The sequence below is a fragment of the Marispirochaeta aestuarii genome (assembly GCF_002087085.1).
Taxonomy (GTDB): Bacteria; Spirochaetota; Spirochaetia; order JC444; family Marispirochaetaceae; genus Marispirochaeta; species Marispirochaeta aestuarii.
The window spans coordinates 1-12268 of sequence record NZ_MWQY01000027.1 but is presented as its reverse complement, the minus strand read 5'-3'; the positions used below and the strand labels follow the sequence as shown (position 1 = coordinate 12268).

Sequence of the window (12268 nt, the reverse complement as noted above, 5' to 3'; positions counted from 1 at the left end):
ATTTCATAACTTACCATCCTGAAAACATTTAGATCCACGGCCCCATACATGGCATGAATATTGCAATTTTATTTACGTAATAATTCACCAAGGAGCGTAACGTGGAGCGCACGCAGATTGATTTTACCAGCAACCCCCTGACCGAACTGTACGGCTGTAATTGTTTCAATGACGCGGTTATGCGGGAACGGGTTCCCAAGAGCATCTATAAAAGTGTGAAACAGGTTCAGGCAGGCGAAGCCGAACTCAGCCTTGAAGTGGCCGAGGTTGTCGCAAACGCCATGAAGGACTGGGCCATAGAAAAAGGGGCAACCCACTATACCCACTGGTTTCAGCCTCTCACAGGTCTGACAGCAGAAAAGCATGACTCCTTTATTTCTCCCACGCCGGAGGGAAGGGTCATTATGGAATTCTCCGGCAAGGAACTGATACAGGGCGAACCGGACGCCTCGAGTTTTCCCTCCGGAGGACTTCGGGCCACCTTTGAAGCCCGGGGTTATACCGCCTGGGATACCACCTCCCCCGCCTTTCTGAAGGAGGACAATACCGGCGTTACCCTCTATATCCCCACTGCCTTTATCTCCTACCACGGCGAGGCCCTGGACAAGAAGGTTCCCCTTCTGCGCTCCATGGAGGCGATCAACCGGCAGACCATCAGGGTTCTCCGGGCTTTGGGAAATGAAACCAGCAAACGGGCCATTACCACCGTCGGACCGGAGCAGGAATACTTCCTTGTGGACGCGGAGTACTTCAACAGGCGCCCAGACCTGATGCTTACCGGGAGGACCGTCTTCGGCTCCATGCCCGCCAAGGGACAGGAGATGGACGACCACTACTTCGGCTCCATCAAGGAGCGGGTGGCAGACTTCATGCGGGAGCTGAATTTTGAACTCTGGAAACTCGGAATTTCCGCCAAAACCCAGCATAACGAGGTCGCTCCAAGTCAGTTTGAACTGGCAACCATCTTCAACTCCTCCAACGTCGCCACCGATACAAACCAGCTAGTTATGGAAACCATGAAGAAGGTTGCCAGCCGGCATAAGCTGGTCTGCCTGCTTCACGAGAAACCCTATGCGGGGGTAAACGGATCGGGCAAGCACAACAACTGGTCCATCGGAACAGATGACGGACAGAACCTTCTTGAACCGGGAGACAATCCCCAGGACAACGCACAGTTCATGCTCTTTGTGGCGGCCACCATAAAGGCGGTGGACAAGTACGCGAAGATTCTCCGCATGGCAGCATCCAACGCCGGCAACGATCACCGCCTGGGTGCCAACGAAGCTCCTCCCGCCATCATCTCGATCTTTCTGGGAGATCAGCTTCAGAACATCCTGGAAAAACTCGCAGGAGGCAGTCCCTCTGAACGCAACGGGGGAGAAAAAATCGAACTCGGCGTAAGCACCCTGCCGAAGCTTCCCAAGGACATAACCGACCGTAACCGGACAAGCCCCTTTGCCTTTACCGGCAATAAATTCGAGTTCCGGATGGTCCCCTCCTCGGAGTCGATCGCCGGTCCCAATGTGGTTCTGAATACAGCGGTGGCGGAGGTCCTTGCGGAGTTCGCGGATGAGCTGGAGAAGGGAGAGGACAAAATCGCCGTAATCCAGAAACTGGTAAAAAAGACCTGGAAAGACCACAAGCGGGTCATATTCAACGGCAACGGATACTCCGACGAATGGATTGCCGAAGCCGAAAAACGGGGTCTGCCCAACATCAAGACCACCGTAGAGGCCATCGCGGAGCTGATTTCTCCGGAATCCGTCGCCCTGTTTGAAAAACACAAGGTATTTACCAGGGAAGAGCTGGAATCACGTTATGAGGTCTATCTGGAAAAATACTGCATGCAGCTCAACATAGAAGCCAGCATCATGGTCCAGATGTCCAACCTGCAGATCTTTCCGGCGGCGACCGCCTATGCGAAGGTTCTGGCCGATTCGGCAGCTGCCATTAAAAACGCCGGCGGAGACGCATCAGCCCAGGCCGAGGTTCTCAAGAAGATCTCGACGGAAATTCGGGGCCTGAAGAGCAGAACCGATGAGCTGGAAAAGGAGATTGAGACTGCCAAAGGGGGTTCCGATCCCTTCGAGATGGGCAAAGCCTTCAGATTCAGGGTCTTCGAGAAAATGCAGGAAGTCAGATCCCACGGAGACGCCCTGGAAACCATGGTCGCCAGGAACTACTGGCCCTTCCCGACCTATGAGGACCTTCTATTCAGGCTATAAAAACAGTTATCAGGCAATACGGGGCGCCCTTGACGGGCCCCCTGTAAATATTCGCCGCGTAATGAGCGGCCTGTTGCAAACACTATTACCCCAGGAGGAAGTAGTATGAATGAAATCAAGACCCCGAAAGACGTGCTGGATCTTATGAAACGGGAAAGCGTTGAAGTGGTGGACCTCCGTTTCATGGATTTCCCGGGACTGTGGCAGCACTTTTCCGTACCCGCCCATGAAATCGACGAGGAGACCTTTACCGAGGGCCTCGGATTCGACGGCTCCAGTATCCGGGGCTGGCAGGCGATAAACGAATCGGACATGCTGGTCAAACCGGTGGCCGACTCCGCCTTTATCGATCCGTTCTTTCAGCACAAAACCCTGGTCATGGTATGCAACATCTGCGATCCCATTACCGGCGAGGATTACCCCAAGGATCCCCGGAATATCGCCCGTAAAACCGTTTCGTATCTGCAGGCCTCCGGGATTGCGGATACGGTGTTTATCGGTCCCGAAGCGGAATTCTTCATCTTCGATGACGTCCGCTTTGACCAGAATGAACACGAAGGGTATTACCACCTGAACTCCATCGAGGGACGCTGGAATACCGGACGCATTGAAAATCCCAACCTGGCCTACAAGCCGAGGTACAAGGAGGGATACTTTCCCGTACCGCCGACGGACAGTCTGCAGGATATCCGCAGCGAAATGATGCTGGTCATGGAGAGAATCGGAATCCCCATCGAAGCCCAGCACCACGAGGTAGCCACGGGGGGACAGTGCGAAATCGATATGCGCTTTGCTCCCCTGGTGGAGATGGCGGACAACGTCCTCAAGTACAAGTACATCATCAAGAACACCGCCAAGAAGTACAACCGGACGGTGACCTTCATGCCGAAGCCCCTGTTCAACGACAACGGGTCGGGTATGCATGTGCATATGTCCTTCTGGAAGAGCGGCAAAAACCTCTTTGCCGGCGACGGCTATGCGGGGCTCTCCCAGGAAGCCATGTGGGCCATCGGGGGCATTCTGAAGCACGCTCCTGCGCTGCTGGCCTTTACGAATCCCACCACCAACAGCTACAAGAGGCTCGTCCCCGGCTTCGAAGCGCCGGTCAACCTGGCCTACTCAAGCCGGAACCGCTCAGCCTCGGTGAGGATTCCCATGTACTCCTCCTCCGAGAAAGCCAAACGCTTCGAATTCCGCTGCCCCGATCCTTCCAGCAATCCTTACCTTGCATTTTCCGCCATGTGCATGGCCGCCATCGATGGTATCGCGAACAAGATCGATCCCGGCAGCCCCCTGGACAAGGACATCTACGATCTGCCCCCTGAGGAACTTGCCATGGTTCCCAAAACTCCCGGATCCCTGCGGGCAGCCCTGGAAGCCCTGGAGGCGGATCATGAGTTCCTGCTCAAAGGGGACGTCTTTACCCAGGATGTGGTGGACACATGGATCGATTACAAGATGGAACATGAGGTCAAGGCCCTTGATCTCCGGCCCCATCCCTGGGAGTTTGCCCTGTACTACGATATTTAAGGATAGACTCCATCATATTCCGCCCTCTTTCCTTACCTCCGGGGGAGAGGGCGGAACTTTTTTTATTCTTCCCGCTTTTCACCGGGTTGAAACCGGGGCTACAATCGACTACATGGAATAATGCATGCTGCGCCTGCGGCACAGAGGTATTCACAGTGACCGGCGAACGACTGATTAGAGCACTTAGTCCCTCAGACCCATTCATTACCGAAACCCGGGATGCCGTATCCGGAATACTCGAGGTCAGCATCGCCACCTACGACCTCCCCTCCATCTTCTCGCTTTTGACCGGGGTTCTCTCTTCCCTGGGCATGGAGATTTCCTCCGCCCGGATAAACACCCTTGTTCTGCCGGAATCATCCGCTCCTGGAAGGAGGAAGAAAACCCCTCCCCTTCCTGGCCGGGGGATCATGGACAGTTTTTCCGGCAGAATCGGCAGAGATGAAACGTCCTCCTCTTTTCAGAAACGGGTTAACGAACGTCTTGCCGAGCTGATTCCTCCCCTGCTGAGCAGCACAGGACCGGACCGGGCGGCAGCGGCCCGGAGAAGAGTGAACGAGTGGGTTGCAGCGGCTGTGGCACGACTGGAAAGCGCCGGGAAAACGACCCTGCTGCCGGTGGACCTGGTACTGCACAAGGACCTTCCCGATTACACCTGGATAGAACTGACTGCCCAGGACAGCCCCTTCTTCCTCTATTCAGTGGCCACCGCCCTGACCCTCCAGGGACTGTCGGTGGAACGGGTGGAGATAAACACCGTCAGCGGAAGAATCCATGACCGCATCGGTCTTCTGGACATGGAAGGAAAAAAGATCGATGACCAGAAGGCCCTGAATCTGCTGCGCTTCTCGATTCTTCTGACGAAGCAGTTCACCTTTTTTCTCGGGGAGGCGCCGTCTCCCTATGCCGCGATAACCCGCTTTGAGTCCCTGCTGGAAGAACTCTCCCGCTCCCCGGACCAGGAACAGTGGAAGGACCTGCTGGACAACCCGGAAGTTCTCAGGGAACTGGCAAAGCTGCTGGGTATGAGCGATTTTCTGTGGGAGGATTTTATCCGTCTGCAGTACGAAAACATCATACCTCTTCTGGGTGCTGCTCCGCGAACATCGGGAGCGATTTTCGAGGCACCCGTAAGCCGGGAAGATTTTGAATACCGGCTTCAGGTCGCCCTGTCCAGGTTGTCCGGGTATGAGGAAAAGATCGAGGGTCTGAACAGGTTCAAGGATGATGAAATCTTCAAGCTCGATCTGCGGCAGATCCTCGCCCCCGAGGAAGATTTTCTACGCTTCAGCCACCATCTGACCCGTCTGGCGGAAGCCGTTGTCTCCACCGCCTTCATGCTGGCGGAGGAAGAGCTGAAGAATCGCTACGGCAGACCCCGTACCGTCGCCGGACTTGAGGTACCCTGGGCTGTTCTGGGTCTGGGGAAATTCGGGGGCCAGGCCCTGGGTTATGCCTCGGACATCGAGCTGATCTGCGTCTACTCCGATAACGGCACTACCGACGGGGAGCAGCAGATTCCCAACCCGGAGTTCTTCGACCGTCTGGTCAAGGAGGCCGCCGGGATCATCCGGACAAAACAGGAGGGGATTTTCCGTGTGGATCTGCGCCTGAGGCCCCACGGGAGCGCCGGCCCTCACGCATCGAGCCTTGAACGCTTTACATCCTATTACCGCGAAACAGCCCGTTCCTTTGAACGCCTGGCCCTGGTGCGCCTGAGGAGAGTAGCCGGCGACGGGGAGCTTGGCCGGCGCGTTGAAATAATCCGGGACGAGATTCTCTACGTCGACGGTTCCCTTGACCTGAAGGAACTGCGAAACCTGCGTCAGCGGCAGCTGGAGGAAAAAAACAGACCGGGAAGCTTCAATGCCAAGTTTTCAACCGGCGCTCTGGTGGACGTGGAGTATACCGTCCAGATCCTTCAGGCGGAACACGGCAGGGAGTACCTGAGTCTCCGTACCCCCAGCATTCACCAGGCCCTGGAGGAGCTGTCCCGTCTTGGGATTATCCTGTCCACCGAGGCCCAGGAGATAATCTGGGCCTACCGTTTTCTGCGGCGCCTTATCAATGCCCTGCGCATGCTCCGGGGTTCCGCCCGGGACCTTTACCTCCCCGATTTTGAATCCGACGAGTATACCCATCTTGCCCGGCGAATGGGCTACAAGGGAAAGCAGGATATGCTTCCCGGGGAACAGCTCAAGACTGAATTCGAGGAACGCACCGCCAGGGTACGTGGTTTTGTTGAACATTATCTGGGACGAGAGGCCCTTCCCTTCCGGGGGACAGAGACCGTTGCCGACCTTATTCTCTTTCCGGAGAGATCCCTGGAATTGAGAACAGAGATTCTCCGGCGCTACGGTTTCAAGAATCCGAAACGGGGAATCCATAATTTCGAGAGTCTCGCCCGGGAATCCGGGAACCGGGAAGCCTTTGTTTCCGTCGCGATCCTGGCCGTCCAGGAGCTGATGCGACGGAGCGATCCGGATATGGCCTTGAACAACTGGGAACGCTTTGCAGCCGCCGCCAGAAACGGCGGGGAACTTACGGCGCAGATGCTTTCCCAGCCCACCCGGATTAACCTGCTGATGCGGCTTTTTTCCGGCAGTCAGTTCCTTAGCGATATCCTCGCCCGGGAACCGGATCTCTTTAACGAGATCACTGATCCCGCTCTTATCCATCGTCCCTTCACCCGCGATGAGTTCCGCCGGCGCCTGGCGGCGGAAACGGAAAAGGCCCCCTACAGAAAACGTTTTATCGCGGCCCTGCGCTGGACAAAGAAACGGGAGATTCTGCGTATCGGGACCCGGGACATCTGCTACGGGGCCCCCCTGGAGGAGATCACCCTGGAACTGTCCCTCACAGCGGAGAGCCAGATCAGGGAAGCCCTGAACTACGCATGGCTTGAGACAGGGGGAAAAGGCACGGTTCCGGTAGTAATCGCGGCCTTCGGAAAACTGGGAGGACTGGAGCTGAACTACTCTTCCGATCTGGACCTTATCGGTATTCTCCGGGAGAGTCCGGAGAATCGGGGCCTGGACAAGGAAGAGGGGCGTAAACTGATGGAACGCACACGGGAGCTTCTGGCGGTTTCTTCCCCTGTGGGTGCAGGATACCGGGTGGACTACCGTCTGCGGCCCTTCGGCCGTTCCGGGGATCTTACCGTCAGTCTTGCCGCTCTGGAAGAATATTACCGGAACACGGCAGCCCCCTGGGAACTGCAGGCCCTGTTGAAACTCCGGCTTCTTGATCCCGATCCCCGTACCCTTGCTGCTTTCGAAGATCGTCTGCGGCCCCTCCTTCTGGAACGGCGGGAAGCGAAGGAAATTATTACTGCCATCAGGAATAACCGGCAGTCGGCCCTGCGTACAAACAGGGACCTTCAGCGGGGTTTACGGGAGATAAAGAACGGCCCCGGGGGTATCCGGGATATCGAATTCCTCGTACAGGGGCTGCAGCTGATACAGGGACCGGAGCATCCCGGTCTTGTCTGCGGGAATACCCTGCAAACCCTGGCTCTTCTGGGGGAGATGGAGATAATGAAGCCCCGGGACCTGAGAAGCCTGAACGAGGCTTACCGCTTTTTCAGGCGTATTGAACATTTTCTGCAGCTCTACGAGGACCGGCAGATCCACACCCTGCCCCGGGACCCGGAACAGCTTGAAGCACTGTCACAGCGCTGCGTCGGGCTTCCGGGGGGGGAATTCCTGCAGCAGCTTGATGCCCTGAGTAATCTGGTGATCCGTCTGCAGGAGGAGTATTTCTCCGCCTGCGAATGAGAACCTGAAGGCTCCAGTCAAACGCCCTCTTCCGAAAAGAGTCCCATCAGCAGGTTCGCCCCCATCTTATCCGGGTCCTTCATGCTCTCCATGGATTTGAGAAGATCCTTTAACTCCAGGACCTCCTCGAGAAGCAGAAGCCGGACGAGCTGCTCGTGTTCAGGGGCGGTCCTGACGGAGATGGTATTGTCCTTCTGTACCAGGGTGATCAGGATCTCATCCTTGCGTATGTGATACAGCCGGTCCTGGGAGGAATCCACCCGGTGGATAAAGAACTCCTCATCCTTGAAGGCCTTGAGCATCTCCTGGCGGATAAAATCGGTCATACGCTGGGAAGGAAACTCAAGATCAAAGGACTGCTGGGGAGCCTCGGGTTTTTCTCCTCTTCTGCGCCTGGTATATCCGCTGCCTCCGTTGAAACTGCGGATGAGCAGGGGCGGAGCGGTGATGCTGGCAACCAGGAGGGTCATGATGGCCACGCCGAAAAGGTCCTTTCCGATGACTCCCGAGGAGAGACCTATGCCGGCGACAATCAGGGTAACCTCTCCCCGGGGGAGCATCCCCGCACCGATACGGAATGCCCCTCGAAGGTTGAAACCGGTCAGCAGGCTCGGCAGTCCGCAGCCGATCATCTTGCCTGCAATTGCAGTGGCGGAGAAGACAAGCCCGAAACCCAGGACGGGAATCAGGGAGCTGAAATCCACCATCATCCCCATGACGCAGAAAAAGATAGGTACAAAGAAGGAGTAGAGCCCCGACAGGTTCTCCCGTATTTCATGGGCGATATCGGTCTGGGAGAGGGAGAGTCCCGTCACATAGGCCCCGATGATCATGGCAAGACCGACAGTCTCCGAGAGGCCTGCCAGGATAAGGGCGATGCCGAAGGCTATTCCAGCGATGGTATCCATGCCCTGAAACTGCTTGAGTCCCCTGGTCAGCTTCGGGGCGACCAGAATTCCGATAACCGTACAGACCAGCCAGAAACCGAAGGCCTTGGCGGCGATAATCCCGATTCCTCCCCAGTCCAGGGGGGCACTGCCGGAGGCCTTCGAGATGCCCACCACAACGGCCAGCAGAATAATTCCCAGAACATCGTCCAGTACCGCGGCGGCCAGGATGGTGACTCCCTCGGGGGAGGACATCTTGTGCTTTTCCGATAAAATCCTGGCGGTAATACCTACGGAGGTTGCCGTCGAGAGGGTCCCGAGAAACAGGGCCGCCGGATCGGTAAAGGAGGAAACCCCCGGGAGCATCAGCACAGCCACCAGATCGCCGAAAAGGAAGGAGACCACCACGCCTCCGATGCCTATTACGGACCCGAGGCCCGAAAAGCGCAGAAAGGTGGGTAGATCAGTCTCGAGTCCCGAGAGAAACAGGAGGATTATGGAGGCGTGGACTGCAAAGCCGTAGAGTTCCGGCTGAATGGGCAGTACCCCGTCGAAGATGGGAAAAAGGGGGCCGTGCAGGAAGGGGATGGAAATCGCTCCCAGGGCATAGGGACCGATAATCATACCGGCAACCAGCTCTCCAAGAACCCGGGGCTGACGTAAAACCCGGGAGAACAGGTGGCCCAGAATCTTGGAGCTGATGATTACCACCGCCAGCTGCAGCATGAGGCGAGTCATAATATGGTTCATAGAGTTTACTCCAGCAGAACGGAAAGCAGTTCCTGCTTTGAGCTAACCTTCAGAATGCGTTCCCGGGATTCTGCGGTCTTCAAAAGACGGCTTATCTCCGCCAGAAACTGAACATGGGGTCCTGTTTTGTTCAGAGGAGAAAGAGTCATGATAAAAATCGTGCTCGGCTCTCCGTCCAGAGATTCGAAATCAATTCCCTCGGGCTTTACCGCCACACAGGCGACAAGATCATTCACCGCACTGGTCTTGCCGTGGGGGATGGCAACACCGTGCTGAATGCCCGTGGACATCTTGGATTCCCGTTCCAGCACTGCCTGAAGGGCGGCATCCCGGTCATTAATCCTGCCTCCCTGCATAAGCAGATCGACAAGTTCTTCGACAGCTTCCTGTTTTGTGGAAGCCTTCAGGCCCAGAGAGATGAGCTCGGGGCTCAACACTTTACGTAGGTTCATGGGTAAAGACTGTAGAGACAGCTTCAAAAATTGTCAACTCAGGACAGAGACTAACGGAAAGGTGTGTATTTTTACTTTTCTGAAGCACAATCCGAAAATCACTACTTGTTTATCGTTATTTTAGTTAAAATTATTTGGTATTTGGCTCTTTTTACCGATATTTGTTTATTTATTGGTTATTTTTATTAGCATTTTTATGTTTTTCATTGAACTTAGCTGTTTTTTCGTTAGTTTTCTATTGACAACCCCCAACAGACAGGCCTATAGTTCTTCAATGCCGGTTGTTATCCGTGCCTTCAGGGGAAGATAACAGCAAATACAGTTACATTGGAGACAGAATATGACAAAGAACCTCCGTACCGGCGCCGAAGTACTGGTGGATATCATCCAGCAGCAGGGAGTCGAATACCTTTTTGGCTATCCCGGTGGAAACGCCATCCCGGTATTCGATGCCCTGGTGGATTCCCCGATCAAGCTGATTCTCACCCGGCATGAGCAGGGTGCCACCCACATGGCCGACGGTTTTGCCCGGGCCACAGGAAAACCAGGAGTCGTTCTGGTCACCTCCGGTCCCGGGGCGACAAACACCATTACGGGAATCATGACAGCCCACATGGATTCAGTTCCCATGGTAATCATCTGCGGTCAGCAGCTCACGGGAAACCTGGGGCTCGACGCCTTTCAGGAGGCGGACGTATCGGGAATATCCTACCCGGTGGTAAAACACTCCTATCTCATAAAGGAGCCCCAGGACATTCCCCGGATTGTCCGTGAAGCTTTCCATCTGGCAGTCACCGGCCGCCCGGGCCCTGTTCTTATCGACCTGCCGAAGGACGTTTCAAGCGCCCTTATCGATCCCGCAGTCAGCGAGGATTTTCACCTTCCGGGATACAGGATTCCCAGGGAGGGAAACATCGAGGATATCGAAACCGCGGCGGAGATGCTCAGCCGTGCATCACGCCCCCTTCTGCTGGTCGGTCACGGCGCGGTCATATCCGATGCCGGTAAAGCGATTACCTACCTGGCGGAGAAACTCCAGGTTCCGGTGGTCAACACTCTCCTGGGCAAAGGCTGCGTACCCGAGACCCACGAACTCAACCTGGGTATGCTCGGCATGCACGGTACGGCCTACGCCAACAAGGCGGTGGAACACTGCGACCTCATCATGTCCATCGGTTCCCGGTGGGACGACAGGATCACCGGAAAACTCGACGAGTTCTGTGCAGGAGCGGTAAAAATCCACATCGATATTGATCCCTCGGAGATCAACAAGTCGGTCCCCGTGGACTGCGCCATCATCGGAGACGCCCGGCACGTTGTCGAAGCCATCGCCGCTGTTGTCGAGCCGGGAGACACCTCCGCCTGGATGCAGGATATCCGCCGCTTCCGCCGCAAGTTCCCCCTGAAATACCGCAAGGAAGGCAAACTGAAGGCGGAGCATGTAATTGACGAGATATACAAGCTTACCAACGGCGAAGCGGTGGTCACCACCGACGTCGGGCAGCACCAGATGTGGGCGGCCCAGTACTACCTGATCAAGCACCGCTATCAGTGGATTTCCTCCGGTGGAGCCGGCACCATGGGTTTCGGATTTCCCGCGGCCATCGGCGCCGCCCTGGGGGAACCGGATAAGACCGTAATTGCCATCGTCGGAGACGGCGGTTTCCAGATGACCCTGAACGAACTGGCCACCGCGGTCATCCACAAGCTTCCCCTCAAGATCCTCATCATCAACAACAACTACCTGGGAATGGTTCGGCAGTGGCAGAACATGTTCTACGACAACCGCCTTTCCGGGGTAGACATGGAAGGAAACCCCAATTTCGTAAAGCTCGCCGAGAGTTACGGATGCAAGGCCTTCCGGATTAAACGCTCCGCGGACGTCCGCCGGGTCCTCAGGAATGCCCTGGAATACAACGACGGCCCCTGCGTAATCGATGCAGAGGTGGAAAAAGAGGACAACGTCTTTCCCATGATTCCCTCCGGTGCGCCTTACAGCGCGATGCTGCTGGAAGTGCCGAAAACCGGCAAACTCGCCAAACCCACAGGAGGTACCTAATGAGCACAGCAGCCCAACAGGATTATCGCCAGCATACAATCAGTCTCTATGTCGCCAACAAACCGGGGGTGCTCATAAGGGTCTCCCTGGTCTTCGCCCGCCGTGGCTACAACATTGACAGCCTGGTTGTATCCGGTGCGCACGATCCGAAATTCTCCCAGATGAATATCGTCGCTTCCGGGGACGCAAAAACCCTGGACCAGATTCTCAAGCAGCTGAACAAACTGGTGGATGTTGTCCATGCCACCGACAATACCAGCGAAAATGTAATCCAGAAGGAACTTCTGCTGATCAAACTGGAGTGCCCTCCTGAAAAGAGAACGGAAATTCTCCAGGTGGCCTCCGCCTTCAACGGAGAAATCGTCGATCTCAGTGATTCTACAATCACTTTCGAGATCTCCGGGGATTCGGAAAAGCTGGACACGGTCCACAATATCTGCAGCCATTACGGTGTCGTGGAGATGGTGCGCTCCGGAAAGATCCTCATGGCCAAGGGTTCAAGAATCACCTGAGCTGCTGAGCATTTTCATCCGGGGGGCTGTCTATTAAGTAGGCAGTCCCTTTTTAAATTTACATGTGCTATAGGTTA

The 12268-nt window shown here is 55.8% G+C and carries 7 protein-coding genes; 5 read left to right on the top strand and 2 right to left on the bottom strand.

The features are described from left to right. Window positions 1–101: 101 nt before the first annotated feature. The 3 genes from B4O97_RS17440 (at window position 102) to B4O97_RS17430 (ending at window position 7531) form a co-directional block, all read left to right on the top strand. Complete coding sequence (locus B4O97_RS17440; RefSeq protein WP_269844578.1) at window positions 102–2225, top strand: glutamine synthetase III family protein; 2124 nt, start codon at window positions 102–104, stop codon at window positions 2223–2225. A 105-nt stretch (window positions 2226–2330) separates the two neighbouring features. Next, a complete protein-coding gene (gene glnA / locus B4O97_RS17435; protein ID WP_083052796.1) occupies window positions 2331–3755 on the top strand; it encodes a type I glutamate--ammonia ligase in 1425 nt (474 codons plus the stop codon). 155 nt (window positions 3756–3910) lie between these two features. Then, the gene (locus tag B4O97_RS17430; RefSeq protein WP_083052795.1) at window positions 3911–7531 is read left to right on the top strand and encodes a [protein-PII] uridylyltransferase family protein; all 3621 of its coding nucleotides are present in this window, start codon (window positions 3911–3913) and stop codon (window positions 7529–7531) included. Window positions 7532–7548: 17 nt separating this feature from the next. Here the strand turns inward: B4O97_RS17430 and B4O97_RS17425 are convergent, their stop codons facing one another. After that, window positions 7549–9168 carry a cation:proton antiporter gene (locus B4O97_RS17425; protein ID WP_083052794.1) on the bottom strand — a complete coding sequence of 540 codons (1620 nt, stop codon included), beginning with the start codon at window positions 9166–9168 and terminating at the stop codon, window positions 7549–7551. Between the two features lie 5 nt (window positions 9169–9173). Further along, a complete protein-coding gene (locus B4O97_RS17420; RefSeq protein WP_083052793.1) occupies window positions 9174–9620 on the bottom strand; it encodes a PTS sugar transporter subunit IIA in 447 nt (148 codons plus the stop codon). Between the two features lie 340 nt (window positions 9621–9960). On the opposite strand from B4O97_RS17420, the gene ilvB reads away from it, so the two are divergent. Together ilvB and ilvN are read left to right on the top strand one after the other, a co-directional pair. Next, the gene (gene ilvB, locus B4O97_RS17415; RefSeq protein ID WP_083052792.1) at window positions 9961–11679 is read left to right on the top strand and encodes a biosynthetic-type acetolactate synthase large subunit; all 1719 of its coding nucleotides are present in this window, start codon (window positions 9961–9963) and stop codon (window positions 11677–11679) included. After that, window positions 11679–12191, top strand: coding sequence for an acetolactate synthase small subunit (ilvN, locus tag B4O97_RS17410; protein ID WP_083052791.1), 513 nt, complete (start codon window positions 11679–11681; stop codon window positions 12189–12191). The genes ilvB and ilvN overlap by 1 nt, the downstream gene beginning before the upstream one ends. The last annotated feature ends 77 nt before the right edge of the window (window positions 12192–12268 follow it).

Excerpts from the sequence above, each read along its gene's own strand:
- glnA (WP_083052796.1), top strand. The coding sequence starts at position 2,331 with ATGAATGAAATCAAGACCCCGAAAGACGTGCTGGATCTTATGAAACGG.
- B4O97_RS17425 (WP_083052794.1), bottom strand. The coding sequence starts at position 9,168 with ATGAACCATATTATGACTCGCCTCATGCTGCAGCTGGCGGTGGTAATC.
- B4O97_RS17420 (WP_083052793.1), bottom strand. The coding sequence starts at position 9,620 with ATGAACCTACGTAAAGTGTTGAGCCCCGAGCTCATCTCTCTGGGCCTG.
- ilvB (WP_083052792.1), top strand. The coding sequence starts at position 9,961 with ATGACAAAGAACCTCCGTACCGGCGCCGAAGTACTGGTGGATATCATC.
- ilvN (WP_083052791.1), top strand. The coding sequence starts at position 11,679 with ATGAGCACAGCAGCCCAACAGGATTATCGCCAGCATACAATCAGTCTC.